The sequence below is a fragment of the Bacillus sp. PS196 genome, from assembly GCF_037963555.1.
GTDB classification, from domain to species: Bacteria; Bacillota; Bacilli; order Bacillales; family Bacillaceae; genus Bacillus; species Bacillus subtilis.
This window is the reverse complement of the sequence record NZ_CP150159.1, coordinates 3765463-3791103: the sequence shown is the minus strand read 5'-3', so window position 1 is coordinate 3791103 and position 25641 is coordinate 3765463. Positions and strand designations below refer to the sequence as shown.

The 25641-nt window shown below is 45.8% G+C and carries 26 protein-coding genes, 1 pseudogene and 3 other annotated features; of the genes and pseudogenes, 15 read left to right on the top strand and 12 right to left on the bottom strand.

The genetic code is table 11. The features are described 5' to 3' along the window. Window positions 1–89 precede the first annotated feature (89 nt). On the top strand, window positions 90–980 hold the full coding sequence (locus tag NST79_RS19650) for a carboxylate/amino acid/amine transporter (RefSeq protein WP_128993519.1): 891 nt from the start codon (window positions 90–92) through the stop codon (window positions 978–980). A gap of 143 nt (window positions 981–1123) precedes the next feature. Here the strand turns inward: NST79_RS19650 and rsfA are convergent, their stop codons facing one another. Further along, window positions 1124–1900: a prespore-specific transcription regulator RsfA gene (gene rsfA, locus NST79_RS19645; protein ID WP_003227516.1), complete on the bottom strand. Its 777-nt coding sequence runs from the start codon at window positions 1898–1900 to the stop codon at window positions 1124–1126. A gap of 214 nt (window positions 1901–2114) precedes the next feature. On the opposite strand from rsfA, the gene NST79_RS19640 reads away from it, so the two are divergent. The 7 genes from NST79_RS19640 to NST79_RS19610 all read left to right on the top strand — a co-directional run bounded on the left by NST79_RS19640 (window position 2115) and on the right by NST79_RS19610 (window position 9620). After that, a complete protein-coding gene (locus tag NST79_RS19640) occupies window positions 2115–2339 on the top strand; it encodes a DUF1450 domain-containing protein (protein ID WP_003222050.1) in 225 nt (74 codons plus the stop codon). Window positions 2340–2500: 161 nt separating this feature from the next. After that, window positions 2501–3802 (top strand): HD domain-containing protein, encoded by a 1302-nt coding sequence (locus NST79_RS19635; RefSeq protein WP_015250978.1) that lies wholly within the window; start codon window positions 2501–2503, stop codon window positions 3800–3802. Between the two features lie 35 nt (window positions 3803–3837). Next, window positions 3838–4338: a YwgA family protein gene (locus NST79_RS19630; RefSeq protein WP_003227524.1), complete on the top strand. Its 501-nt coding sequence runs from the start codon at window positions 3838–3840 to the stop codon at window positions 4336–4338. 111 nt (window positions 4339–4449) lie between these two features. After that, window positions 4450–4920, top strand: a complete 471-nt coding sequence (locus tag NST79_RS19625; protein WP_072175776.1) for an Rrf2 family transcriptional regulator — start codon at window positions 4450–4452, stop codon at window positions 4918–4920. Next, on the top strand, window positions 4920–6320 hold the full coding sequence (locus tag NST79_RS19620; RefSeq protein ID WP_033883396.1) for an MFS transporter: 1401 nt from the start codon (window positions 4920–4922) through the stop codon (window positions 6318–6320). The genes NST79_RS19625 and NST79_RS19620 overlap by 1 nt, the downstream gene beginning before the upstream one ends. A 54-nt stretch (window positions 6321–6374) precedes the next feature. Then, window positions 6375–6603 (top strand) — a binding site (T-box leader). 33 nt (window positions 6604–6636) lie between these two features. Continuing rightward, window positions 6637–6858 (top strand) — a binding site (T-box leader). A gap of 31 nt (window positions 6859–6889) precedes the next feature. Further along, window positions 6890–7111: a binding site (T-box leader), on the top strand. A 53-nt stretch (window positions 7112–7164) separates the two neighbouring features. After that, entirely contained in the window at window positions 7165–9081 is a 1917-nt protein-coding gene (thrS, locus tag NST79_RS19615) for a threonine--tRNA ligase (RefSeq protein ID WP_212060271.1), read from the top strand. 119 nt (window positions 9082–9200) lie between these two features. Then, window positions 9201–9620 carry a MarR family transcriptional regulator gene (locus NST79_RS19610; RefSeq protein WP_003242889.1) on the top strand — a complete coding sequence of 140 codons (420 nt, stop codon included), beginning with the start codon at window positions 9201–9203 and terminating at the stop codon, window positions 9618–9620. 42 nt (window positions 9621–9662) lie between these two features. On the opposite strand, the gene NST79_RS19605 is transcribed toward NST79_RS19610, so the two are convergent. Next, complete coding sequence (locus NST79_RS19605; RefSeq protein WP_003222038.1) at window positions 9663–9851, bottom strand: 2-hydroxymuconate tautomerase; 189 nt, start codon at window positions 9849–9851, stop codon at window positions 9663–9665. A gap of 108 nt (window positions 9852–9959) precedes the next feature. Between NST79_RS19605 and NST79_RS19600 the strand changes: the two genes are divergently transcribed. Both NST79_RS19600 and NST79_RS19595 read left to right on the top strand, forming a co-directional pair. After that, window positions 9960–10619 carry a site-2 protease family protein gene (locus tag NST79_RS19600; RefSeq protein WP_003243167.1) on the top strand — a complete coding sequence of 220 codons (660 nt, stop codon included), beginning with the start codon at window positions 9960–9962 and terminating at the stop codon, window positions 10617–10619. 13 nt (window positions 10620–10632) lie between these two features. Further along, entirely contained in the window at window positions 10633–11151 is a 519-nt protein-coding gene (locus NST79_RS19595) for a YwhD family protein (RefSeq protein ID WP_015250981.1), read from the top strand. Between the two features lie 292 nt (window positions 11152–11443). Here the strand turns inward: NST79_RS19595 and NST79_RS19590 are convergent, their stop codons facing one another. Next, entirely contained in the window at window positions 11444–13519 is a 2076-nt protein-coding gene (locus NST79_RS19590; RefSeq protein ID WP_033883392.1) for a transglycosylase domain-containing protein, read from the bottom strand. Window positions 13520–13721: 202 nt separating this feature from the next. Here NST79_RS19590 and speE point away from each other — a divergent pair, with 202 nt between their 5' ends. Then, window positions 13722–14552: a spermidine synthase gene (gene speE, locus NST79_RS19585; RefSeq protein ID WP_003227543.1), complete on the top strand. Its 831-nt coding sequence runs from the start codon at window positions 13722–13724 to the stop codon at window positions 14550–14552. 60 nt (window positions 14553–14612) lie between these two features. Continuing rightward, complete coding sequence (gene speB, locus NST79_RS19580; protein ID WP_003227545.1) at window positions 14613–15485, top strand: agmatinase; 873 nt, start codon at window positions 14613–14615, stop codon at window positions 15483–15485. Between the two features lie 31 nt (window positions 15486–15516). On the opposite strand, the gene NST79_RS19575 is transcribed toward speB, so the two are convergent. The 3 genes from NST79_RS19575 to rapF all read right to left on the bottom strand — a co-directional run bounded on the left by NST79_RS19575 (window position 15517) and on the right by rapF (window position 17329). Further along, the gene (locus NST79_RS19575) at window positions 15517–15966 is read right to left on the bottom strand and encodes a YbaK/EbsC family protein (RefSeq protein ID WP_339225783.1); all 450 of its coding nucleotides are present in this window, start codon (window positions 15964–15966) and stop codon (window positions 15517–15519) included. A 114-nt stretch (window positions 15967–16080) separates the two neighbouring features. After that, on the bottom strand, window positions 16081–16200 hold the full coding sequence (gene phrF / locus NST79_RS19570) for a phosphatase RapF inhibitor PhrF (protein ID WP_009968329.1): 120 nt from the start codon (window positions 16198–16200) through the stop codon (window positions 16081–16083). Beyond that, complete coding sequence (gene rapF, locus NST79_RS19565) at window positions 16184–17329, bottom strand: response regulator aspartate phosphatase RapF (RefSeq protein WP_029318693.1); 1146 nt, start codon at window positions 17327–17329, stop codon at window positions 16184–16186. The genes phrF and rapF overlap by 17 nt, the downstream gene beginning before the upstream one ends. Window positions 17330–17331: 2 nt before the next feature. On the opposite strand from rapF, the gene NST79_RS19560 reads away from it, so the two are divergent. From NST79_RS19560 to NST79_RS19550, 3 genes and pseudogenes are all read left to right on the top strand, one after another. Beyond that, complete coding sequence (locus tag NST79_RS19560) at window positions 17332–17562, top strand: hypothetical protein (protein ID WP_069703618.1); 231 nt, start codon at window positions 17332–17334, stop codon at window positions 17560–17562. Next, on the top strand, window positions 17559–18914 hold the full coding sequence (locus NST79_RS19555; protein ID WP_015250986.1) for a YncE family protein: 1356 nt from the start codon (window positions 17559–17561) through the stop codon (window positions 18912–18914). Before NST79_RS19560 ends, NST79_RS19555 begins: the two co-directional genes overlap by 4 nt. Window positions 18915–18952: 38 nt before the next feature. After that, window positions 18953–20322, top strand: a pseudogene (locus tag NST79_RS19550) (YncE family protein). Window positions 20323–20327: 5 nt separating this feature from the next. Here the strand turns inward: NST79_RS19550 and albG are convergent. Genes albG through albB form a run of 6 tightly spaced genes read right to left on the bottom strand, consistent with a single transcriptional unit; the run spans window position 20328 to window position 25641 of the window. Further along, entirely contained in the window at window positions 20328–21029 is a 702-nt protein-coding gene (gene albG, locus NST79_RS19545; protein ID WP_212060273.1) for an antilisterial bacteriocin subtilosin biosynthesis protein AlbG, read from the bottom strand. Further along, window positions 21026–22306 (bottom strand): pitrilysin family protein, encoded by a 1281-nt coding sequence (locus NST79_RS19540; RefSeq protein ID WP_212060275.1) that lies wholly within the window; start codon window positions 22304–22306, stop codon window positions 21026–21028. Before NST79_RS19540 ends, albG begins: the two co-directional genes overlap by 4 nt. A 4-nt stretch (window positions 22307–22310) precedes the next feature. Then, window positions 22311–23471: a pitrilysin family protein gene (albE, locus tag NST79_RS19535; RefSeq protein ID WP_212060309.1), complete on the bottom strand. Its 1161-nt coding sequence runs from the start codon at window positions 23469–23471 to the stop codon at window positions 22311–22313. Beyond that, window positions 23461–24771, bottom strand: coding sequence for an antilisterial bacteriocin subtilosin biosynthesis protein AlbD (albD, locus tag NST79_RS19530; RefSeq protein WP_129138004.1), 1311 nt, complete (start codon window positions 24769–24771; stop codon window positions 23461–23463). Before albD ends, albE begins: the two co-directional genes overlap by 11 nt. Further along, window positions 24764–25483, bottom strand: coding sequence for an ABC transporter ATP-binding protein (locus NST79_RS19525; protein ID WP_041850414.1), 720 nt, complete (start codon window positions 25481–25483; stop codon window positions 24764–24766). The genes albD and NST79_RS19525 overlap by 8 nt, the downstream gene beginning before the upstream one ends. Then, a complete protein-coding gene (albB, locus tag NST79_RS19520) occupies window positions 25480–25641 on the bottom strand; it encodes an antilisterial bacteriocin subtilosin biosynthesis protein AlbB (protein ID WP_003222006.1) in 162 nt (53 codons plus the stop codon). The genes NST79_RS19525 and albB overlap by 4 nt, the downstream gene beginning before the upstream one ends.

Here is a 25641-nt window from a genome sequence, read left to right as displayed (position 1 = left end):
TCTGATAAATCCTTCTTACATACAGATAACCACAGCAAAAAGAAAAACGATAAAATGACATCAGCATCCATATTAAAGGGGAGAGGCAGATGAAAGGGAATATTTACAGCCTTTTTGTATTGATTGCGGCTTTTTTCTGGGGGACCACGGGAACCGTTCAGGCATTGGCTCCAGAAAGCGCCACACCGCTGGTATTTGGGACGTTCAGGTTATTAATAGGAGGGAGCGCCATGCTGCTTGCGGTTTGGATCAGCCGAGAGCTTCACGTGAAAAATTGGTCATGGCCGCTCGTATTTTTAGCCGCTGTTTGTATGGCGTGTTACCAGCCGCTGTTTTTCACAGCGGTTAAAGAAACGGGAATTGCAGTGGGAACTGTGATTGCCATCGGCAGTGCGCCTATCATTGCCGGGACCCTCGAATGGGCTGTATTGAAGAAACGCCCGCGAAACTCCTGGTGGATTGCGACTGTGCTGGCTTTAGCGGGTTGCTGGCTTCTGTTTTCCGACAGTTCCAATGTTCGGATTGATGTGGCTGGTGTTCTTATGGCGCTTGGAGCGGGTGCTTCTTTTGCAGGCTATACGCTCATCAGTAAAGCGATGATGAAAACCCAGCCTCCGCGAGCGACCTCCGCCGTTGTATTTATGATCAGCGCCATCTTGCTGACGCCGCTATTATGGCAGTCAGATATCTCGTGGATATTGACCCCTAGAGGACTGGGAACAAGCCTTTACATCGGGTTAATTGCAACATGTGCCGCATACTTTTTGTTTGCGAAAGGGCTTACCGGGGTTCCGGCCTCGGCGGCGGTCACGCTGTCTTTAGCGGAACCGCTGACGGCTTCATTGCTTGGCGTGTTTTTCATAGGGGAAATGCTTTCGCCTTCCTCGTGGCTGGGCATTGCGCTTATGATGCTGGGGCTTTTGGTCATTTCTGCTGCGCCTCGGAAACAAAAAACGGCCGAGGCAGCTCACATGTCTTAATAGATTCACATAAGCTTGGCCTCATTTTACAAGAATAGCTGATCCGGCTGCAAAATGAGGAAATTCTCTTTTCTCAATAGAAAAGGGGATTTTGCACATGGCGAAAATCCCAAAACAGCTGCCCGTTTTGGGATTTTTCTATGTCATTCCGCTAATTTTTCTAAATTGCCGTTCCGGTCCATTTTGAAGGACGGAGAGGCATGTTCATCTTCTTCAAATAAAACTAGCTTTCTGGCTCTGTTCATAATTTTCACCAAGGTTTCATAATCTTCTTGGATCGTTTTTTGGTCTTTTTCAAGCTTTTGAACTTCTGCCTCTAGCTGCTCTGTTTTGTTTTGCAATTCCTGATTTTCTTTCTTTAAACGCTCATTTTCCATTTTTAATGCTGATGATTGCTCGTTATTGCCTTCGTAATTCTGCAGGAAGCGGATCACATCATTCATCGTCATCTCAGGTGCAGCTGCAGGCGTTTGAGGAGACAATAAGTGTGATAGACTAGCTAACTCTTCCTTAAAGCTTTCATCAACAAAAGGCATGTGTTCGCCAGACATTAAAGGTTGCTCATTTTCGACAGATGGTGTTTCCGTTTTAACCGGCTCTTCTGCAGCGGTTTCTTGAATGATTTCAGGATCAACGGCAGGAGGCTGATATAATAATCTTTTTTTCGCGGGCTGCCCGTTTCCGAGCGCTCTCATCCGCTGTTTTCGTTGTTTCTTCGCAAGCTGAAGCGCTTTTTCATATTGATGGCGGACCACTGCGTTCCATCTGAATCCGCAGGCTGCGGATGTCCGGTTTAATTTATCGCCGACTTCTTCAAAGGCGTTCAGCTGAGTGCTGCCCTCCCTCACATGCCGAAGCACTGTTTCGGCTAAAAGCAGATCGTTTTCCTCTGACCAAGCGTCTTGTCGCTGTTTTGTCATTTATCTCAACTCCCATTTTTCTTTTCATGGTATTAGAATGTCCAGGTTGGAAAATATTTATACAAATTGGCTGAAAGAATAGGAGATACGAAGGATGGAGCGGCTTGCAGGAACAGTCGAATCCTTGTAAAATGAAGAGTGATGTGATTTTTTTTGAAACGTGATTTTAGGTTATTCACATAGATGAACATAGAAATGAAGGGAAGCGTACGTCATGGCTAATGAATTTCGAGTGTGTGATGATTGCCAAGCCACTAATATCAAAACATTGCTGCCGCGTTTGAAAGAAGTGGACCCGGACGCAAAGGTTGAGGTAGGATGCCAATCTTATTGCGGGCCCGGACGGAAAAAATCATTTGCTTTTGTGAACAATCGCCCGCTGTCAGCTCCGACAGAGGATGAGCTGATTGACAAAGTAAAAAAGAAAATAAAAAAGTAAAAACATATTTTTTCTTAGCCTCGGCCCTTAGGTCAGGCTTTTTTGCTTCACAAGATGTGTTTTTCATGAAGATGGAACAAATCGCCGGGCAAATTCAAGGATGTTTTCAAAGAATAGAGTCGATATAATAGAAACACGGCTAAAAAAAAGAGGGAATGACGATGGCGTATCCAAATGGAAAATTATCAGAAGAAAAAGTGTTTAAAGATCCGGTGCACCGCTATGTTCATGTTCGGGACAAGCTGATATGGGATTTAATCGGAACCCGTGAATTTCAGCGTCTCCGCAGAATTAAGCAGCTCGGCACGACCTATTTGACGTTCCATGGGGCTGAGCACAGCCGGTTCAACCATTCTCTCGGTGTCTATGAAATTGTCAGAAGAATGGTTGATGACGTCTTTAAAGGCCGCCCTGAATGGGATGACAGTGAGCGCGAACTCTGTTTGGCCGCGGCGCTGCTTCATGACCTCGGGCACGGGCCGTTCTCGCATTCATTTGAAAAGGTCTTTCACCTTGACCACGAGGATTTTACAAGAGGTATCATTTTGGGAGACACGGAGGTTAATCAGGTGCTCAGAAAGGTGAGCCCGGGTTTCCCTCAGGATGTTGCTGAAGTCATTGCCAAAACATATAAAAACAAGCAAGTGGTCAGCCTGATTTCGAGTCAGATTGACGCAGACCGCATGGATTACCTCCAGCGCGACGCATATTATACGGGCGTCAGCTACGGCCATTTTGATATGGAGCGGATTCTTCGGGTGATGCGGCCGCGCGAGGATCAGATCGTCATTAAAGAAAGCGGAATGCACGCTGTCGAAGACTATATCATGAGCCGTTACCAAATGTACTGGCAGGTCTACTTCCATCCTGTGACCAGAAGTGCAGAGGTCATTTTAACGAAGATTCTTCACAGGGCGAAGCAGCTGCACGATGAAGGCTATGTCTTCACTCACGCTCCGGTTCATTTCTATTCTATTTTTGAAGGGAAATTGACACTGGAGGATTATGTAAAGCTGGATGAATCTATTATTTTGTATTACTTCCAGGCCTGGGAGGATGAAGAAGACGCGATTTTATCCGACTTGTGCCGCAGATTCATTAACCGCCAGCTTTTCCAATACGTTGAATTCAATCCGAATGAAGAAATGTCGGCTTATTTTGAGCTGACTTCATTGTTCAAAGAGGCGGGGATCGATCCGAGCTATTATTTGGTCGTTGATTCTTCATCAGATCTGCCATACGATTTTTACCGACCAGGAGAGGAAGAGGAGCGTCTGCCGATCCATCTCTTGACGCAAAACGGCCAAATTAAAGAGCTGTCCAGGCAGTCGGCTATTGTGGAATCCATCTCAGGTAAACGGCGGACGGACCACAAGCTGTACTATCCAAAGGACTTGATTTGTGACGGCTCTAAACATCCGGAAGCGAAAATGAAAATCCGGCAGCTGCTGGGACTGACATAGAAATTGGAAAGAAGGAAAAAGGAGATGTCGGGAATTTGTTGAAAGAACATGCAAAACTGATGAAGGTGTTCTCGGATTCTGGAGAAATCATCGGGCGAAAGAAGCTGCAGAAAATGATTTATATCGCCAAGAAAATGCAGTTTCCTTTCTATGAGAAATATGATTTTCACTTTTACGGACCATATTCAGAGGAACTGACGCTCCAGATTGAAGAGCTGTGCAACCTTGGATTTCTGCATGAGGTGAAGGAAAAAAAGGGCGGCTACTTTCAATACCGGTATTCGCTGACTGAGACAGGCTCCGCATTTTTAGACCATGCTGATCTGGACATGCCGGATATGAAAGGCTATATCGACAGTGTAAACAGCCGTTCATCACGGTTTTTAGAGCTGGTTTCCACGATCCTTTACTTTGACGGGCTTGAGGATGAGGAAAAGAAAGAAAAAGTCTTTACCATCAAAAGCAAGCAAAAATATACAAATGAAGAATATGACGAAGCGCTTCAATACATAGAGGAACTGAAGCAGATTTGTTAACCATACCAAGCAAAAGAAATGAATCGTTTCTTTTGCTTTTTTTATTGACAAAAGCTGCTAAGAGATTCATTATGGATAATAGTTATCCATAATTAATCAGGAGTGAATAGGATGAAAATGAAATCAGGAATGGAGCAGGCGGTTTCTGTGCTGCTGTTACTGTCACGGCTGCCTGTACAGGCTTCTTTGACGTCAGAGGCTATAAGCCAGCGATTGCGCGTGTCTCCGTCTTACTTGAAGAAGCTGATGAGAACATTAGTTCAAGCCGGTTTGGCAGAATCCTTACCAGGGACGAAGGGCGGTTTTACCCTGACGAAGCCTTTGGCGGACATTACGCTTTATGATGTTTATCAAGCGGTCGAAGGCAGAGGTTCGATGTATCAGGGGAAAGGCCTGCTGCAATCTGTATTTGAGGGTGAAAGTCACTGTGTGCTGGAGACAGTCATGGGGGAAATCGAGGATAAATGGTCCAATCTCATGAAAGAAGAATCCTTGCAGCATGTCATGGACAGGGTCGGGGAATTGTATGATCTTGAAAAAATAGATGATTGGGTAATCAAGCAAGTGAAAGGGCAATTGTAATGAAAAATAGCGGGTCTATACAAGAATCAACATCATCAACAGGCATATCCGTGCTGATCGTGCTCGCACTTGGTTTCCTCATGGCAACTCTTGATGTGACCGTTGTGAATGTGGCGATGGCTGATATGAAAAACACTCTTTCAATGTCACTTTCAGGTGTAACGTGGGTTGTGGACGGGTACATTCTTACTTTTGCGTCGCTTCTGCTGGCGGGCGGAGCCTTGGCCGACCGTTTCGGCTCGAAGACGATCTATATCCTGGGTTTAGCTGTTTTTGTTCTCGCCTCTTGTCTATGCGCTGCATCCTTTAATGGGCAGATGCTGATTGTCGGACGCCTTATACAGGGAATTGGCGCAGCTTTGTTTATGCCAAGCTCACTCAGCCTTTTGGCTGCCTCTTACCCTGATGAGCGGGCGCGGGCGAGAATGTTTGGACTGTGGGCCGCGCTTGTTTCCGCCGCTTCAGCCCTTGGGCCTTTTATCGGGGGCGTGCTGGTACAGTTGGCGGGCTGGCAGAGTATTTTTCTGATCAATGTGCCAATAGGGGCTGCTGCGCTCATTTCAGCTTACCGAATCCTCAGCCGCGTACCGGGAAAATCCGGCCGCGTGAACATCACCGGGCATCTGCTTGGCATGATGGCTCTCGGGTTTCTTTCCTATGCTTTGATACAGGGGCCTTCAGCGGGCTGGCGCTCGCCAGTGATTCTTGTAGCATTTACTGCAGCGATTTTGGCATTTGTGCTGTTTTTGCTGCGGGAAATTTCTGCAAAAGCACCCATCCTGCCGGCGTCCTTATACAAAAACGGCCGCTTCTCAGCTGCCCAATTTATCGGGTTTTTGCTGAATTTCGCCCTTTTTGGCGGCATGTTTATGCTCAGCCTTTTTTTGCAGGAAGCAGGAGGGGCAAGTTCCTTTATGGCTGGAGTGGAGCTGCTCCCGATGATGGCGGTCTTCGTGATCGGCAATCTGCTGTTTGCCCGTCTGGCGAATCGGTTTGAAGCCGGTCAGCTTATGTTTGTATCAATGGCGGTCAGCTGTATCATTGCATTGCTGTTGTTTGTGCTGATTTCTCCGGATTTTCCTTATTGGCAGCTGGCGGTGTTGATGTCTGTTATGAACCTCTGTACCGGTATTACAGTTCCTGCCATGACAACTGTGATCATGCAGGCTGCCGGGCAAAGACATGCGAATATCGCCGGTGCGGCGTTAAATGCAAACCGGCAAATCGGAGCCTTGGTCGGCGTAGCGATAACCGGGGTGATCATTCATCTGTCCGCCACTTGGTATGCTGGTGCCGGGTTTACGTTTTTGATGATGGGAGCGTCATACAGCCTCGCTGCATTGCTTGTATGGCTGTTTCTGGCTGCCCATAACGGGACTGCCGCGTCAGAAAAAATGTAAATCACTGATTGCACTTTGTGGGAATATATAGTAAGATATAAAAAATTATTGAAACAACAGGCACTGATAAGGACACGAGATGCTTTTTACGGTTTCCAGAGAGGGAAGGACAGCTGAGATCTTCCTAACGCAGGGAAAGCAGCTTACCGCCTTTGAGCCGTATCGGGGAAAACAAGTATCTGATACCGTCATGCTGCGTTACAGCATCTTTAAGCCGATCACCATGTGTAATTGATCGGGAATTTGGGTGGAACCACGGATGATCAACACATTCGTCCCTTTTAGAGGGATGGGTGTGTTTTTTTATATGAACTACATAAATGCGTTGAAAAGGACACGAATGATAGTTACGGTTTTCAGAGAGGGAAGGAAAGGTGAGAGCTTCCCAGCTTAGGAATATCATTTACCGCCTTGGAGCAGCATTGGGGAACTGAAGTATCCAATGCCGTCTATGCTGCGTTACAGCACCGAGCCGACAACATAGTATTTGTCGGGAACTTGGGTGGAACCACGGGTTAATCACACACTCGTCCCTATCTGTGGGACGGGTGTGTTTTTTTATGAATTGAATACATGCGATGAAAAGGACATGAATGATAGTTACGGTTTTCAGAGAGGGAAGGAAAGGTGAGAGCTTCCCAGCTTAGGAATATCATTTACCGCCTTGGAGCAGCATTGGGGAACTGAAGTAACCAATGCCGTCTATGCTGCGTTATAGCACCGAGCCGACAACATAGTATTTGTCGGGAACTTGGGTGGAACCACGGGTTAATCACACACTCGTCCCTATCTGCGGGACGGGTGTGTTTTTTTATATACAACAATGAATAAGGAGTGTTTTAAAATGAGTAAACATGTACACATTCAGCTTCCGGACGGACAGATCAAGGAATATCCGAAAGGCATCACAATCAAAGAAGCGGCTGGTTCTATCAGTTCCAGTCTGCAAAAGAAGGCGGCTGCAGGTCAGGTCAATGGCAAGCTTGTTGATCTCAGTTTCAAGCTGGAGGAGGATGCTGAGCTTTCGATTGTTACACTCGATTCACAAGAAGGCTTGCAGGTGCTTCGCCACACATCAGCGCATGTGCTGGCCCAAGCAGTAAAACGGCTGTACGGCGAAGTGTCATTGGGGGTAGGGCCTGTGATTGAAGACGGCTTCTACTATGACATGAAGCTGGGGAAAAGCTTGGCATCAGGAGACTTAGAGGCCATCGAAAAAGAAATGAAAAACATAATAAATGAGAACCTTGAAATCAAACGTATAGAGGTTTCTTACGAAGAAGCTGAAGAGCTGTTTGCACAAAAAGACGAGCGGCTCAAGCTTGAGATTTTAAAGGATATTCCGCGCGGGGAGGATATCACACTGTACCAGCAAGGGGAATTCGTTGACCTGTGCCGCGGGCCGCATCTTCCTTCTACAGGGATGATCAAGGCGTTCAAACTGACAAGAGTATCAGGCGCTTATTGGCGTGGAGACAGCAAAAATGAAGTCCTGCAGCGGGTGTACGGGGTTGCGTTTCAAAAGAAAAAAGATTTGGATGCGCACCTGCATATGCTGGAAGAAGCGGCAAAACGAGACCATCGCAAGCTCGGCAAACAGTTAGGGCTGTTTATGTTTTCTGAAGAAGCGCCGGGGATGCCGTTTTATTTGCCGAAAGGGCAGATTGTCCGCAATGAGCTGGAACGCTTCTCGCGTGAACTGCAAACAAATGCCGGCTACGATGAGGTGCGTACGCCGTTTATGATGAATCAGCGGTTATGGGAGCAGTCAGGCCATTGGGACCATTATCGCGACAATATGTACTTTTCAGAAGTGGATGATACAAGATTCGCAATGAAGCCGATGAATTGCCCCGGCCACATGCTCATCTTTAAAAACAGCCTGTATTCTTATCGGGATCTGCCGATTCGCATGGCGGAATTCGGACAGGTGCACCGCCATGAATACAGCGGCGCTTTAAACGGAATGCTTCGCGTTCGGACGTTCTGTCAGGATGACGCCCATATTTTCGTTCGGGAGGATCAGATTGAGAGTGAGATCAAAGAAGCGATTCGGCTGATTGATGAGGTATATCGGACATTTGGTTTCGAGTATTCAGTTGAGCTTTCGACTCGCCCGGAGGATTCATTAGGCAATGACAGCCTTTGGGAAGCGTCGGAACGTGCCTTAGCACGCGTCCTTGAGGAGCTTGGCCTCTCTTATGAGATCAATGAAGGCGATGGGGCGTTTTACGGGCCGAAAATTGATTTCCACATAAAAGATGCCCTGAAACGGAGCCACCAATGCGCGACTATTCAGCTTGATTTTCAAATGCCGGAAAAATTTGATTTAACATATATCAACGAACACAATGAAAAGGTTCGTCCCGTTGTCATCCACAGAGCGGTTTTCGGCTCAATCGACCGTTTCTTCGGCATTTTGATCGAGCATTACGGCGGGGCTTTTCCAGTCTGGCTCGCACCGCTCCAGGTTCAAATCATACCGGTTTCTCACGTTCACTTAGACTATTGCAGAAAGGTACAGGCGGAGCTGAAGCAGGCGGGGATAAGAGCCGGCATTGATGAGCGCAATGAGAAGCTGGGCTATAAAATCAGAGAATCGCAGGTGCAGAAAATCCCGTACGTGCTGGTGCTTGGAGATCATGAGGAGCAGGAGAATGCGGTAAACGTCCGCCGATTCGGACATCAGCAGAGTGAACACGTTCCTTTCCAAACTTTTAAAGATAAACTTGTCAAACAGGTGGAAAATCGAGGCATGTAGGATAAAAGCTGTGAATTCACATTTTGCTTTTTTGACTTTCCCTATTCGGAATCAGTAAAATAATAAGTAAATCATATCGTTCGTATGTTATGAATGCATCTCGAAATGGGGAAATTTACATGGACCATGACAAACTGGAAGCAAATTTGCTGGATCACGCACTTACAAAATATTTGAAAAGCACGAAGCAATTAGATGAAGCCACCGTTCCGAAACACGTGAATAATGTAAGAGGATTTATTCTGCGGATCATATACAGACATGGGAGCTGCACCATAAAGGATATTTTGAAGGAGGTCACACTGTCTCCCTCTGCCACGACCACAGCTCTGAATCATTTAGAGCAGGAAGGGTTTATTGAGAGATCCAGAAATAACAATGACCGCCGCACTGTATGGATTACGCTTTCTGAATCGGGCCGGGGAGCGGCTGAACAAATGATCGAAAACCGCCAGCAGCTGATTGATGGCATGTTTGAACGTTTAACAGCCGAAGAGAAAAAGACGTTCTTGGCGATTATTGCGAAGCTGGCTCAATAGGGATAATAAAAGCCGGTGCGCGAAGCGCCGGCTTTATAGAGATTATTCCATATCGCTCAGGCGTTTGCCTGCGACGGCATAATGGTCTTTTCTCATTTCTTCTATAAAGACAACAATTTTTTCTTCAGAAGCGCCAGTTGTTTCCTTTACGGCTTCTGTTACTTTCTCGACAAGATTGCGTTTTTGCTCGTCTGTACGGCCTTCGAGCATTTTGACAGTTACGTATGGCATGGGTGCTGAATCCTCCTTTATCTCGTTTCCTCTCTTTAGAAAAAGAGGCTTCTTATAGTATACTGAATAAAGTAAATTCTTGCATTTTGAGAAAGAGGGATATCTCACTTGGACCGCTTTTTATATTATCCGTTATCTTTAATGCCATACCTCGTCATCACGCTAATTGTGTCGTTTACGATGCACGAGCTTGCCCACGCTTATGTCGCATACAAATTCGGTGACGATACGGCGAAAAAACAAGGAAGACTGACGCTGAATCCCATTAAACACCTTGATCCGTTCGGAACCATTTTGATTCTGGTGGCCGGATTCGGGTGGGCGCGCCCCATTCCCGTGAATCGCCGCTTCTTTAAGAAACCCCGGCTTGCCGGTGTGCTCGTATCTATAGCCGGGCCCGTCAGTAACCTGATTCTTGCGTTTATTGGTTTCTTTTTGTTAGTGTTGATGCATGCGTACGGAATGGAAATGCTTGCGGCGTTCAGCACGGGGCTGGATCAGTTTTTTTCTATTTGGATACAGCTGAATCTTGTCTTGTTTTTATTTAATCTGCTGCCGCTTCCTCCGCTCGATGGCTATCGAATTATAGAAGATCTCGTTCCGCCGGGCGTGCGTGCCAAAATGACGCAGGCGGAGAGCTACGGCTTTATCGTATTTTTGGTGCTGTTTGTGACACCGCTCGGATCTTACGTGCTGTGGCCGATGCTCAATGCAGGAAGAGATTCGATTTTAAAGCTGTTTTCAGCGATATTTCAACCGCTTTTGTAGGAGGTAGAACTTCATGGAAGAAAAAAAGAAAAAATCAATCGGGTTTAATATTATCAAAAGTGATCCGACAGACGGACACGGCGGTTTTGGCGTAGGGGCACTCAGCCTTGATAACATTTCTCCCGTATTCGTTGATGTAGAGGAAAAAGAAGCGTTCGTAGACATCGGCGCTATGCATGCCCGCAGCACCGTTGAAAAAGGAATTAAATTTCTCCCGAATAAAGAAGAAGTGCCGAACGGAAAACCATACTGGCTTGTGTGGGTAACGATTGACAGAAAAGAAGAGGGGCCTTATTACGCTGGTGTGACAGCCTGTGAAATGACGGTCGACAGAAGCATCAGAAGAGGCTACAAGTCGCTGCCTGAGCATGTGAATTTGATGGATAAATCCATGAAACGGAAAATCATCGTTGATAAAATGGACGACAGCTCGAAGCGTGTACTAGGCGAATTTCTGAAAAAGCATGATCAGGGCCTATGGGACCGTTCATCAGATGAATTAAAAACAAGCCTGCTTCCGGAAGATAATTAATTTGTGAATTTTCTGTGAACTTTTAAAGTATTTGAGATATTTTTTGTGAACATTGAGTAAACTGTTGATACAGAAATAGGACATGGAAAATCCCGAGCCGAAACAAGACTCGGGGTTTTTCATTTTTAGGGGAATATGAGTCGGCGACTGGGAGATGAAAGCTGGCGTCGAAGAAATGAGAATTTCACCACTTTATCCCAAAACTGATTGTTCAGCTCGATTGTTTAACATTCTTCCATCGATTATGAAGGAACCATACGAATAACCCGGCCTCCGAGGAGCCGGGTTATTTTCAATGATGTCGCCCCAGCCATTTGTCCCACCACTTTTTCTCGGAAGCGGGCTTTTCTTTGGATGGAAGCCGGTCTTTTGTTTGTTTTGCGGGTTCTGCCCCGTAGCACATGTTTGCTGGTTCTGTGCCTTTCACAAAATATGTGTAATGCTTAGCGGCACAGCCGGGACCTGATGAGTAGCCTGTTTCCGGATCAATGTACACACCGGTTACGCCTTTTGGCGGCTTGAACGCGGTTTCTGGTTCGCCTTTGAGCGCGTCCTCCATGAAGTCCGCCCAAATGGTTTTAGCATAGCTTTTTTCTTCGACCGAGTCGATGGTGCTGTTTTTGTCATAGCCGGTCCAAACACCTGCGGCCAGCTTCGGATTGAAGCCGATCATCCAGCTGTCTGCGCTGGTGGTTCCTGATTTTCCGGCATACGTTCTTGTCAGGCGGTTGGCTATCGTTCGCCCCGTTACCGACGTATATCCATTTAAATCGGTATCAAACATGCCTGTCATCATACTCGCTGTGACAAAAGCGGCTTTTTCATCAAGCACTTGTTTATGCTGATTCGGGTTTTCGTACAGCACGTGGCCGGCTGCGTCCGTTACCCTTGAAATAAAAGTCGGTTCGATTTTCTTTCCGCCATTTGCGAGCATGGCATAGGCGTTGACCATCTCAATCGGACGTACGGGTTCGGTGCCGAGTGCCAGGGACGGCAGTGCTTGAAGATGGGCGGTAATGCCGAATTCCTTTGCCGTCTTTACAAGTTTGTTCGTGCCGAGAAAAAGATGCGTTTTCACAGCGTAAATATTGTCGGAAAGCGCCAGCGCCTGCAGAAGCGTAATCGGCTTGTTGGCATAGTATCCGTTATAGTTGCTTGGAGAATAGGTTTCTCCCTTTGCATCAATTTGAAACTCGGTTTCTTCGCTTTTCATCAAAGTGACTGGCGTAAATCCGCTCTGAATCGCTTTATAGTACAGCAACGGCTTGATCGTCGAAGCAGGCTGGCGCTTCGCCTGTGTCGTCCGGTCAAACGGGCTTTTTTGATAATCCCTGCCGCCGACAAGGGCGAGAACGTTTCCGGTGCGGGGATCAATGGCTGAAAACCCGACTTGAATGTCAGATCCCGCGTTAACCGTTTCGGTAATGGTCTCCTCGGCGATGCGCTGCATCCGTTTATCTACCGTTGTATAGACGTTTAACCCGCTCGTTTCAATTTGCTCCCGTGTCATGCCGAGCTTTTTTTCCAGCTCTCTCATCGCATTGTCGTAGAAATAAGGAGCCTTTCTCTTGGAAACTTGTTTATTCAAAGGCTGATAGGAAAGAGGTTCCTTGATCAATTCATCCGCTTTCTTTTGGCTGATCATCTGCTGCTTTTCCATCATCCGCACAATCGTTTTCTGGCGTTCCTTGGCCTTCGTCTCATTGACATACGGTGAATAGCCGGAAGGGCCTTTCGGGATTCCTGCCAAAAGCGCCGCCTCCGCATCCGTCAGGTTTTTGGCATGCTTGCCGAAATACAGGCGGGAAGCTGCTTCAATGCCGTAGGCGCCGTGGCCGTAGTAAATCGTATTTAAATAGCCTTCTAATATCTCGTCCTTAGAATAGTTTTGTTCCAGACGGATCGTGTAGAACGCCTCATTCCATTTCCGTTTCCACGTTTTGTCGTGTTCAAGGTATAAATTTCTGGCATATTGCTGGGTGATGGTGCTTGCACCCTGAACCTTGGCAAATGCTTTCAGGTCAGCAAGCGCCGCGCCGGCCATGCGTTTATAATCAAAGCCGTGATGATCGTAGAAATTCTGGTCTTCAATCGCCACTGTCGCTTTTACGATCGTCGGATTCATGTCCTTTAAGGGGACCCAATAGCGCTTTTCGCCGTAGTTCGTTTCCCCGAGCTTTGAGCCGTCACTCGCATACAAAATCGTGGATTGCGGCACTTGCACCGAGGGAGCGCCCTGGTATTTGGCTATCAAAATGACAGTCATAAACACGGCAGCTGCCGCCAAGGCCGCAAAAGCCCCTAAAAAGATAAAGGCGCGAACGGTTTTCAGCGTCAGTCTCAGCCGTTTATTTGTCATTGCATCCACAACGGGTTTCCCCCTTTTTTTATGTTTCTACTATTATGAGAAAAAAAGATCGTTTTTAAACATCCCAGAATAGGACGCATCTTTACTTTTTCCCCGCCATCCTCTATACTTTTTCCTTAGGTGAAAATGAGATTTCAACCGAGAATAAAAGCTGATAAGACGCTTACAATAAATGAATACAGCCTCGAAAGGGAGATGACAATTGAGCGAACTTTGGTACACAGAGAAGCAGACGAAAAACTTTGGCATTACGATGAAGGTTAACAAAACGTTACATACAGAACAAACGGAGTTTCAGCATTTAGAAATGGTGGAAACAGAAGAGTTCGGCAACATGCTGTTTTTGGACGGCATGGTGATGACATCTGAAAAAGACGAATTCGTTTATCACGAAATGGTGGCGCATGTGCCATTATTTACGCACCCAAATCCGGAGCACGTTCTCGTAGTCGGCGGCGGTGACGGCGGCGTTATCAGAGAAATCCTGAAGCACCCAAGCGTGAAAAAAGCGACACTTGTAGATATTGACGGCAAGGTGATCGAATACTCTAAAAAGTTCCTTCCTTCTATCGCAGGCAAACTGGATGATCCGCGCGTTGACGTGCAGGTAGATGACGGATTTATGCACATTGCAAAATCTGAAAATCAATATGACGTCATCATGGTAGATTCGACTGAACCAGTCGGACCGGCTGTAAACCTGTTTACAAAAGGATTCTACGCAGGAATCGCTAAAGCGCTGAAAGAAGACGGCATTTTTGTCGCACAGACGGACAACCCATGGTTTACACCGGAATTAATCACAAATGTACAGCGCGACGTGAAGGAAATCTTCCCGATTACGAAGCTGTATACGGCGAACATTCCGACATATCCGAGCGGTTTGTGGACATTTACAATTGGCTCGAAAAAATATGATCCGCTTGCAGTGGAAGACAGCCGTTTCTTCGATATTGAGACGAAATATTACACAAAAGATATTCATAAAGCGGCATTTGTTCTGCCGAAATTTGTGAGTGACCTGATTAAATAATGAAGGTATGGCGCAGGAGCGAATCTTGCGCTTTTTTACAGGAAAGCGAGGGTATTATCGATGAGATTTGATGAAGCTTATTCAGGAAAAGTATTTATCGCGAGCCGTCCCGAGTGGGAAGAGGCGGATGCCATTCTTTACGGCATGCCGATGGACTGGACAGTCAGCTATCGCCCGGGCTCACGCTTTGGTCCAAGCAGAATCCGTGAGGTGTCAATCGGCCTTGAGGAATACAGCCCATATTTAGACCGCGATCTGGCTGACTTGAACTTCTTTGACGCCGGCGACATTCCGCTGCCGTTCGGAAATCCGCAGCGAAGCCTGGATATGATTGAAGAGTACGTGGACAGCATTTTAGAAAAAGGGAAGTTCCCAATGGGTATGGGCGGGGAGCACCTCGTGTCATGGCCTGTCATTAAAGCGATGTACAAGAAATACCCAGACCTTGCGATTATCCATTTTGACGCACATACAGATCTTCGTGTTGATTATGAGGGAGAACCGCTTTCTCACTCCACGCCGATCCGTAAGGCGGCAGAATTGATCGGACCGCACAATGTGTATTCATTCGGAATCCGTTCCGGCATGAAAGAAGAGTTTGAATGGGCAAAGGAAAACGGCATGCACATCTCAAAATTTGAGGTGCTTGAACCACTGAAAGAGGTGCTTCCGAAGCTGGCGGGCCGTCCGGTTTATGTCACAATTGACATTGACGTATTAGACCCTGCACACGCACCGGGTACAGGAACGGTTGACGCCGGCGGCATCACGTCTAAAGAACTGCTTGCATCCGTCCATGAAATTGCGCGTTCAGAGGTAAACGTAAAGGGCGCTGATTTAGTGGAAGTCGCGCCGGTATACGACCACTCAGAGCAAACGGCAAACACAGCCAGCAAAATCATCCGTGAAATGCTGCTTGGGTTTGTGAAATAAGTAAACATCCAGACGATGTCTGGATGTTTTTTTATTCCCAGTCTTTACAAACATCAATCCATGCTTTTGAGAAAGAAAATTTCGGATAATTCTCCTCGATAGCTGAGTTTCTGCTGCCGCATGCGGGGAAAACAGTCTCAAACCGTTTCAGTGATACATCAAGATAAACCTCAGGATCATAAGCCAAACCAAAGGGGCAAACTCCTCCAATTTCATGGCCTGTCTGCTCCAGTACCTCATTAGGAGAGAGCATTCTTGCTTTAAAGCCAAATGTTTGCCTAAACGTTTTGTTGTCGATCTTGGCATCGCCGGCTGCCACAATCAGAATCGCCTGATATCCTTCCCCTCTGAAGGACAGGGACTTGGCGATTCTAGCCGGGTTTACGCCGATCGTCTCAGCTGCCTGTTCAACTGTCGCACTCGACGTTTCGAACTCCGTCACATCATTTTCTCGATTCCACTGTGTAAAGTGGGTTCTCACACTTTACAGAGACATGCTGCATTTCCACTCTCTTCAAGATTATTGAAAAAAATCATAGCATGAATTGGGAGATTGGGTAAAGAGGGGACAAAAAAAACCGCCGATGGACGGCGGTTAAATCATTCCTCGTTGTGCAACTTCAATTTGGTGTGTAGGTGCATTTGCAATAGTTGTTGCCACGAACACAGTGCTTAGAGCCAGACAAGAGAGTAATAGTTTAGACTTCAATTTCATACAAACTCACTCCTCCTTGAATAAGTTGCCTTACTTGTTCCACCTTCAAAAAATAAGCAGAAGCTTTTTGAAAATTTTTACGTTCATGATAATATTTTGCCACATCAATAGCGAAATCTTCAAGATCAGCATACAACATTTTACTTTCGAGAAAATCAAAAAATCCTTGAATTGCTTCTTCATCCGGGCCTGATAAGTATAAAGATTTCAAAAATTCAAACTCTGATAAATATATTACATCTCCGGCCTTTTGTGAATAAGCCATTCCCTTACTATGATATTCATGAGCTTTATCCATTTTTCCTAATTTATAATGGATCTGTGTAATTAAAAAATACGCTTGAGGTAAGGAAGGAAGAATATTTGATTCTTCAAAAACAGCTATTGCTCTTTTGAAATATGTTATGGCATCCTCATATTGGCTTTGGCTGTTTTTACAAAGCCCGATATTGTACAAAGTTCTTCCCATTAATTGGGGCTGCTTTTCAGCTTCTGCCATAGAATAAGCTTTTTGAAAATGTGAGACGGCATCCTCATACTGTTTTAAATCTAAAAAATTGGTGGCAAATAAAGAATGACACTGCAGCAATCTTATATTATAAGCTTCATTTTCTTTGTATATTTCATATGCTTGCCGTGCATAGTCCATTGAAAAATACGTTTGTTTCATATAGTAATAAGATTCAGACATCTTAAAGAAAAACTCAGCTTTCTCTATCCGATCCTTAACGAATATCAGCTTGCTTTCGGCCTTTTTGAAAAATTTAATAGCCGACAGATATTCCCGCTGATCCAGCTCATACATGCCTCTGAAGAAATTAAAATAGTACTCAAGCAGACCAGTTAAACGAGCCTGTTTTTTATCAATCTCAAGCAGCAGATCAGACAGTCTCGGCTGTTCCTCAATCCTCATTTTTTCTAACGGTTCAAGGTACTCAAGCATTAGGTTGTGCCGAAACTCCATCAGTGAATAGTACAAATGAAGGTCTTGATCTTCTTCCATTTGATCCAGCTCTTGCTTGATTTCTCGTCGCAAATATTCTGCATCGGGTATGCTGAATCGGCGTATGTACATATACCATTCGTTAATCTTTTCTCCGATGGAAGAAGAAGATATGACACCTGTCACGTTTGCAAATCCCTCCCTTCATAATTCTATATATGTCATATTTTATCATCAACATTCTTGTGAGAAGCGCAAAAAAACCGCAATTTTTTCTTTCGTTACACCGCATGTTTGGAGATATATTTTCAAAAAGAAGCGTTTACCCTCAGCAATTTGTACAAGCAAACACGTTAACCTTCCATATTCTGTTATATCTGCGTGAGCAGTGTATGTCTGAAAAGGAAGTGAAGGAATGAGAAAAAACAAGCTTTCCTTTAAAGAAAAAGCAGGAGCAGAACAAGAAGAATGCTTATGTTTTTGTGAGGGAGAAGCAAGCCGAGAAGCCATGTTTCAAGCGCCGATTGAATTACCTGAAGGGTTTGTCGTTGATCCGGCTGAAGCTGTTGCAAACGTGACGTGGAATGCAGACAGCCTTTCTTGTGTCAGTGACCGTTGCTTAATTCAAACGGGGCCAGAGCCTGATGAGGTCGGTGTTCAATTTGCAGTGCGCCTGCAGGGAACCGTTACGCTACTCGTCAGTGTCTCACCTGTGCGAAATCAATATGGACAAGGGGACGGGGCTGTTTCCGTCATTCACAATGCAGAAATCGATCAAGTCGTCTATTATTCCGATGAACCGGATGATTGCCCGGATATCAGTGACATCACGATTGAGAACCTTGTTGTTGTTCCGCCGTTTTACGGCAGTCCTTTATCGGTGACGGGGACGATTGTGCTTGTACCGGAGCCGGAACCCGTCTACGCGTTTACAGCGAATCCAAATGATCAATCAGTTTCTGTGATTGATACAAACACCCATACTGTTGTGACAACGATTGCTCTTCCGTACAATCCGGCAGGTATTGAAATTACGCCAGATAAAAGCGCTGTGTTTGTCTTACATCCCAACAATAATGTGATTTCTGTCATCGATTATGACACATTAACAGTGACAGCAACTATATTGCTGGATCAGCCGCCTCGATTGATTAGATTTATCCCTAATCATGAGTTTGCTTATGTTTTCACCGGTACTGCCATTTATGTGATTGGAATTGATACGTTGACTGTTGAGAGGTCTATTCCTGTAGAAGGTTTTGATATTGCAATTGACCCCAATGGGTTGTTCGCCTATGTTCTTAATTTTGGGTTAGTGCAAAAAGTGGACTTATCTACCGGTGAAGTCTTAGGAACGATTGAACGAGAGCTTATCGTATCATCCATAGAAACAGATTCTACGGAGCGGTATGCGTATGTATTAGAACAAGAATTCTTATTCAATTATTTGACGGTTATTGATTTAAATACGTTTACGATCAGGGATACCCAAGAGCTGGAGCCTGACGGGCTATATGTAATGTTTACGAGTGGATCAGAGGTGTATTTACATGACAGCTTCACTGGCAATTTATATTCTGTCAGTCCGAATGGAGCAGGTGTAATTGGAAATCTTCCGCAATCAGCAACAGACTATGCGTTTACCCCGAATGGCGATTTTCTGTATGCAACTCGTTTTATAGAGCAGAGCATCATTGTTTACAACACAGATGATTATTCTGAGGAAACTGTGATATCTCTTGGGGTTTCACCGGGTGCCATTACGATTTAACCGCTGCATGTTGTGCATTTCTAAAAGGACGTGAAATCATGAAAAAGAATGATCTTTCTGCTTTACAGGAAAATTGTTTCTGTTTTTGTGATGAGGAAATTAGCCGGGAAGCGCCGTTTCAAGTGCCGATAGATTTCCCTGAGGGCTTCAAGGTTGATACGGCCGAAGCGTCAGCGGCTGTTACATGGAGTACAGACAATTTGTCCTGTATCAGTGAGCCTTGCTTAATCCAGACTGGGCCGGAACCAGAAGATATCGGTGTTCGATATGCTGTGAGAGTACAAGGGACCATTACGCTTCTTGTCAGTGTGTCGCCTGTGCGAAATCAATATGGACAAGGCAATGGGGCGGTTTCTGTGATTCATACTGAAGAGATTGATCAAGTTGTTTATTATGCAGCACAGTCTGACCGCTGTCCTGATTTTAGTCAAATGACAGTGGAAGATCTGCTCATTGTACCTACGGCAGTCCGCTTACGGTGACCGGGACACTTGTTTTACCGCCATCACCAGACCCTCAATCGTATGTGTTTACTGCCAATACTGGAGACAGCACGGTTTCGGTTATTGATGCAGATTTAAACACTGTTGTAAAAACAATCCCTTTTTCTGACGTGCCAACTAATCTAGGCGTTACTTTCGATAAAGCATTCACGTATGTCCTCCATGGAAATACCAACCTTGTCTCAGTGATTGATAATAAAACATTAACCATCATAAATACCATTACTGTTGGAGGAGGGCCGAGAAAGATCGAATTTGATCCAACAGATGAGTTCGCATACGTGATGGCCGCCGGATCTATATATGTGATTAACACGGCCTCTCAATCGGTCATTGATGTCATTCCGATACCCGGCTCTTTAGACTTTGCTCTTGATCCGAATGGACAGTATGTCTATACCGCTAATGGAAGCAGTTGGTCGGTTGATAAATATGATGTAAATACTGGGCAGTTGGTAGAAAGTATCATAGATTCATTTGAATTTCCCAGTTTAATTGCAACTCCTTACGCTGGAAATTTTGCGTACGTGTTGAATGGTGAGTTGTGGCCGAAAGGTGTAACGGAGATTAGTTTGTCTCCATTAAGCAGGGGAGGGGACTTCAGCCGTTTATTTGAAACGCTGATGACGATTGTATTTTCTCTCGATAGTACTAGAGCTTATTTTCTAGAGCCATATAGTGAACCGTTTCTCATTAATAACTTATATGTAGTTAATACGGCCAGACAGAGGATCATTGCAAACGTGTCTCTCCCCGGCGCCTTTGACCTCGCCGTAACGCCGGACAAACAGTATATTTATGCGGCACAGCCCAACGACAATGCTGTGACCGTGTACCGCACAAGTGATTATACAGCCGTGACGGTGATTCCGGTTGGCGCGGGTCCGTCTGCGATTGCGATGTAGCTATTTTATAGATCAAGAGAAGCGGTGCTGCGATAAGAGAATCGTTTATAAATAAATGATCCGATTTGTTGGATGGCAGCCAGGATAATCAGAAACAGAAGTTCACTTATAGAGAAACTGAGCATCCACCAAATCCCGGCTGCTGCCAGCACTCCCGCAAACACTTTTCTGAACAGGCTGCCGTGCCGGAAAAGCTGCCGCAAATACGTTCGCATGCAAAACAATAAATATAGGATCAGTAGCATCGCAGGTCCTATTGAAAGGGCAGGGGGCGTGTGAAGGCGGAAAGGGACGGCTTTAACGATTTCGAACATGCAGCCGAATATGATGACTTGGCACAACACGGCAGCCATCACGTATGTTTGGCGGACGTGTTTATAGCTGTCACGCAGCGATTTGACGTCTTCTGCATATCGGCTGCACAAGTTGTGTTGCTGAAAGTCACAGCAGCTTTGATGAGACTGTGTGAGTTTCTGAAAAGCTGCTGTCATGTTTTTCACAGATTGGGTGACATAGTGAAGATAGAGAAAAGCAGGCAGCATCAAGAGGGCAGCGGTACAAGCCAGCAGTCCGAGACGCACAGCATCATTGTTGATCATCTGTACATATTGGGCGGCGGCTTCGGCAAAGGCCTGAACCCAGCCGAAGGAATAAGCCGCCATACCTATAAGCAGCAATAAAAGGGTAAAGACAGTGTTTTTTTTCATTGTCTGATCGCCTCTTTCTGAGAAATGTGAATGATCGCTTTGTTAGAAGATGCCATTGCATCAATGAGAGACAAGAAAACCTGCGCATCCATATCTTGAATGATGTGGTACATGTCAAGAAACGAGCAATCGCACCTGTCACACTCGGCTGCCCACTCGAAGCATTTACGCACATAATCGCTGTCATAAATGATCGCGTCTGTCAAAGAGTCCTTGCCGTATTGAAGCCAGGCGGCAACCTGTTCTTTCTTCTGTGTGACATAGTATGAAGCCACATCGATATAAGCTGAAGAATGGGTCCCTTGACTGTGAAGGATCAAGAAACCGCCATCCTCATAGATATAAGTCTCGGCTGACAAACGATCGATTTCTAGGCGGTACGTTTGCTGAATCTCTTGAAAAAACGGTGAATCTAATTGAAATAGAATACGAGCCGCGATATCCCAATAAAGCTTTATCGCCAACAGATCGTTTTGCCCGGGAAGTGCGCCGATCTGTAATCCGATCCATGTATCTTCCATCCGCTCCTCATCACCCAGCACCATTTTTTGTGAGAGGGCTGGAGGGCATGCCGGGATGATTTTTCTTTCAGCATGATAATCCGGACGCTTTTCCAGCTGGAGGTGAGGAGGCAAAAGCGTTTCTGTATTTTCTGAGCCCCCAATCAAAAACAGCGTCATCCGATGGGCTTGGTAGGCAGCCTTATAGGCTTTTTGTAAATCACTGATGTCCAGCGCCTCAATATCTTCGATTCTGCCTGCGGGGAAAACGGCAGCTGGTGAGGAGGGAGAAAGCATGCTGATCAGCTGATAATGATATGAGAGCTGATGGTTAAGGTGTGCTGTTTGAATTTCGCTTGTAATCACAGCTTTTTCCTGAGCGACAATCTTCTTGTCAAATGAGTGGTTCCATAAAGCATCAAGCAGGATGGGGATCGTTTGTCTGAGCCGATCCGGTAATGAGGTAAACATGAAATTGGTATCGGTGTAGGTAGTGAATGCGTTTAAAAGCGCGCCATGCGCAAAAAAATCACTGTACAGATTGCGGCCGTTATGCCAGAAGAGAAGATGCTCTAAAAAATGCGCTGTGCCATACGGAAGCAGTGTATCACCGGATTCTGCCCGTATACATACATCCCGGCTTCCAAAATCGATTTTTACATTGCACAGCCGCAGGTGGGCGCGGGGGAATTTCAATCTGAATATTTTTAGTCCGCTGTCTGTGTATCTGATATCGGTTCGTTCATCCAGTTGTTGAAAAAAGGCTTTCTTTTCCATCTCTTCATCCCCTTACTACATGAGCTCCGATATAATTGATGGTCGCTATGAATTGCAATACATCACGGCATGTAACCGCTGAGATGCCATCCAACAAGGCTTCTTTCGTGCAGGAGAAGCGGCGCAGGATCCCCATATAGGCCAATAGACCTTCGGGAGAATCGAATTGCAGCAGCAATTCATTGCGTAAAAACTGCTTTGCCTGTTCTAGTTCCCGCTCATCTGTATGAAAAGCTGAGACAGCTTCCAAAACGCGCGGGGGAATGTCTATCTCATGAAGCTGATCTGTACATATTGAAACAAGCAGCAAATTGTTCATGACATCGTAACGGGTGATAACGTGATAGACTGCCAGATCCTTCTCTCTGAAGTGCTTGAATAAAGCGGAATGGCCGTACTTTCCCAGTAATCCGTCTATTAGCTGTATTTTGATATAATCGCTGGCATCTTTCATCTCTCCGCAGTCAAATCCGAGTGTCAAGACGGAAGGACCTGCAGCGCTGCGTGTCTCTGTTTCAAAAACATGCCGGTTTACGGGTATTCTTTCGGACGTTACAGCGGACGTTTGCGGGGCATGTCCCCGAACATCACATGCTTGTACTTGTCCCAATATGTTCAGCTGTTTTTGCTGGGACACTAAATCAACGATAAAGTCCGTTGCGTCGAGAAACCGTTTAGGATGAATCGCCTTTATCCTGTCTTTCCGGCCAAACATGCCTGTGCCGTACATCGGGTTTCCGAAGACCTCCTCAGCCAAGCGCGCCGCCGAGTAGGAGAAAGGATCAGTGAATTTCTTTTCGATTCTCAGCAGCAGCTCATTCCTGGCCTTTTCAACTGCTTCGAATGAAAGAGAAGAAGGGAAAGACAAGTCTGCAAAAGTTTTCAGCAGGGCGTCAACATGAAGATTCCCGTTATATAATGGGTGAATCAAACGGGTCCCGCAGGTTTTCAGCTGCTGATCAAAAAAGAGATTCGCTGAGTATATGAAACGGCTGCCGGCAGCACAACCGAAAGCGTCAATAATTTGCTCCTTCAGGTATGCGGCGGCGCCGTAAAAATAAATTGTTTCTTCCTCAGGTTCCGCCGCGCTTTCGATTGGTTTCAGAAAGCTCGCGGCGATTGAAATAGTTGAAAATTGATGAGTCTTCAGCAGGTTAACTTCCAAGCCGTTCTCTTTTGCTTGTATCAAAGAAACCACCATCCTGTTTTTGCAGGTAATAGACTATGACCAGACCGGCTATCGGAATGACCGCCAAGGATACAGCGGTGCCGGCTAATGTGGCTAAGAATAGGGGAAGACAAAACAGATAAGACCGATATTTTGAGAAACCGCTCCATAGCTGCTGCTCCGTCTGCCAGCTGAAGGAGGGCCTTTTTTCATCCGCAGTTAACCTGATAAAAGCTCCCGCCAGCAGCAACTCAATGCACTGCAAAAAAGTGAGAACTGAAATCGGACGGCCGCTGATGAAACCCACAATCATCACGACAAGGAGAAATCCGCCTGCCAATAGGCCTGAATAAAAGCGATATTTCGCCCAAAACATCGTTTTCCGCTTGATCGGAAGCGTGATGAGCAGCATCCGGTCATTTTTTTCAATCGAGTACAAAAGGGCGATTGGCGAGCAGATGAGCAAAAGCGCGGAAATCACGATATAAATCACTTGCTGATTGAAGATGCCGGTATTCATCATCTGGAACGAAAAGAAGCCGCTGAACGCCGCCATTACCGCGTAATTTAACAGCATCGCTTTAGAAGAGATAAATCGGTTCCATTCTCTTTTGTAAAACGAAAATTCAGATCGCCGCATAAATGAATGCATCTTGCCCTGCTGCGGAGGCGCCTGCAGAAAGACAGGAAAGTCAATGATCACCGCCCACAGCATATGCACCGCGCAAAGCGGAAGCGTGGCGGCCGGCATCAAAGCGGCGCTGATACATACACAGGCGAATATCGCTGCATGCAGTAGAAACATCCAGTTCTTCTTTTTGACGAAGTGGTTGCTTAGCACAACTCCGAAAATAATGGAGTAAACGGTAAAAAACGAAAACCTGCCGAGCCAAAACAATGTTTGCGCCCCTGACAGCGTTCCGTTTCCAAATAAGAACAGCGGTAAAATAAAAAAGAATAAAGTTCTTCTCAAACAGGTATCGACAAACAAAACGACACTCTGGGCGAGCCAAAAGCTCCGTGAAGAAATCGGCAGCAGGCAGCTCAGTTTCATATAAGATTCCTTCCATTGAGATGTCACAGAAAGAAACACCATATATGCGTTCATTAAGAGAAGCGCGAGTATGATATACGTTTTGCGCAACACCGATTCATCAATGCCGGCCTGGCGGATCAGCCCGATTTCAAACACGGCCAGAATGACTAGGCCTGCGGCAATGCGGATGGCGTCCTTTTTCCCTTGCCGGCTGTAAAGCTGTTTGAACAGCAAAGACATAATGGGGATTATGTTATTCATGGCCGATCACCTCGAAAAATTCCCGCCGCAGATCGGTCTCCTCTCCAATCGGAATGACCTTTTGGATCTGTTTGTTGTGAAGAATAGCCGCATAATCACAAAATCTTTGCACGACATCGAGCAGATGAGAAGAAAACAAAATGGTCCCGCCTGCTTCACAGTACTCGCGCATTTTCTGATAAAAAACCTCTATCGATTCCACATCCAAACCGACGAGCGGCTCATCCAAAATAAACAGGGGAGCGCGCAGCAATAAGCCTGTCATCAATACAACCTTTTGCCTGTTCCCCAAGGACAGCTCCGAAATTCTCCTGTTGGTGTATTTCGAAAAATGAAAGGCCTCGGCCAAACTGGCAAACTGCTGCTCTGAAAAATCCTTTTGATAAAGCGAATGGACGAAAGACACATAGTCCTTCGCCGTAATTTCTGTAAATAGCAGCGGATAATCGGCGGCGAAGTAACGGTGAGTCTTCAGCTGATCTGATGTTTTCTGCGGCATGCCGGTCTCCGCTTCAATTCCGCACAGTGTAAAGCGCCCGCTGAAATTGCGGTTCACGCCTGTCAGCGTATTAATCAGTGTCGTTTTTCCGGCGCCGTTTACCCCAAGCAACCCGTAAACGGCGCCTTTTTCTAAATGTAAATCCACTTGTTCTAAGATGACGTTGTCCCGTTCATACCAAACGGATACATCGTGTATATCCAAAATGCTCATCGCGAGTCAGCCTTCCGCGCGCGCATCCCGAACAGAATGGCAATGGCAATGAAAATCAGCGTAAACAGATAATCGCTTTTGACAAAATAGACGACTGCGCCGATGACAAAGATAAATGAAAGGATATACAGTAAAATTCTTCTTTGTGCTGGTGACAA

Coding starts and splice junctions, on each gene's coding strand:
- NST79_RS19650 (WP_128993519.1), top strand. CDS start 90: ATGAAAGGGAATATTTACAGCCTTTTTGTATTGATTGCGGCTTTTTTC.
- rsfA (WP_003227516.1), bottom strand. CDS start 1,900: ATGACAAAACAGCGACAAGACGCTTGGTCAGAGGAAAACGATCTGCTT.
- NST79_RS19640 (WP_003222050.1), top strand. CDS start 2,115: ATGGCTAATGAATTTCGAGTGTGTGATGATTGCCAAGCCACTAATATC.
- NST79_RS19635 (WP_015250978.1), top strand. CDS start 2,501: ATGGCGTATCCAAATGGAAAATTATCAGAAGAAAAAGTGTTTAAAGAT.
- NST79_RS19625 (WP_072175776.1), top strand. CDS start 4,450: ATGAAAATGAAATCAGGAATGGAGCAGGCGGTTTCTGTGCTGCTGTTA.
- NST79_RS19620 (WP_033883396.1), top strand. CDS start 4,920: ATGAAAAATAGCGGGTCTATACAAGAATCAACATCATCAACAGGCATA.
- thrS (WP_212060271.1), top strand. CDS start 7,165: ATGAGTAAACATGTACACATTCAGCTTCCGGACGGACAGATCAAGGAA.
- NST79_RS19610 (WP_003242889.1), top strand. CDS start 9,201: ATGGACCATGACAAACTGGAAGCAAATTTGCTGGATCACGCACTTACA.
- NST79_RS19605 (WP_003222038.1), bottom strand. CDS start 9,851: ATGCCATACGTAACTGTCAAAATGCTCGAAGGCCGTACAGACGAGCAA.
- NST79_RS19595 (WP_015250981.1), top strand. CDS start 10,633: ATGGAAGAAAAAAAGAAAAAATCAATCGGGTTTAATATTATCAAAAGT.
- speB (WP_003227545.1), top strand. CDS start 14,613: ATGAGATTTGATGAAGCTTATTCAGGAAAAGTATTTATCGCGAGCCGT.
- phrF (WP_009968329.1), bottom strand. CDS start 16,200: ATGAAATTGAAGTCTAAACTATTACTCTCTTGTCTGGCTCTAAGCACT.
- NST79_RS19555 (WP_015250986.1), top strand. CDS start 17,559: ATGAGAAAAAACAAGCTTTCCTTTAAAGAAAAAGCAGGAGCAGAACAA.
- albG (WP_212060273.1), bottom strand. CDS start 21,029: ATGAAAAAAAACACTGTCTTTACCCTTTTATTGCTGCTTATAGGTATG.
- NST79_RS19540 (WP_212060275.1), bottom strand. CDS start 22,306: ATGGAAAAGAAAGCCTTTTTTCAACAACTGGATGAACGAACCGATATC.
- albD (WP_129138004.1), bottom strand. CDS start 24,771: ATGAATAACATAATCCCCATTATGTCTTTGCTGTTCAAACAGCTTTAC.
- NST79_RS19525 (WP_041850414.1), bottom strand. CDS start 25,483: ATGAGCATTTTGGATATACACGATGTATCCGTTTGGTATGAACGGGAC.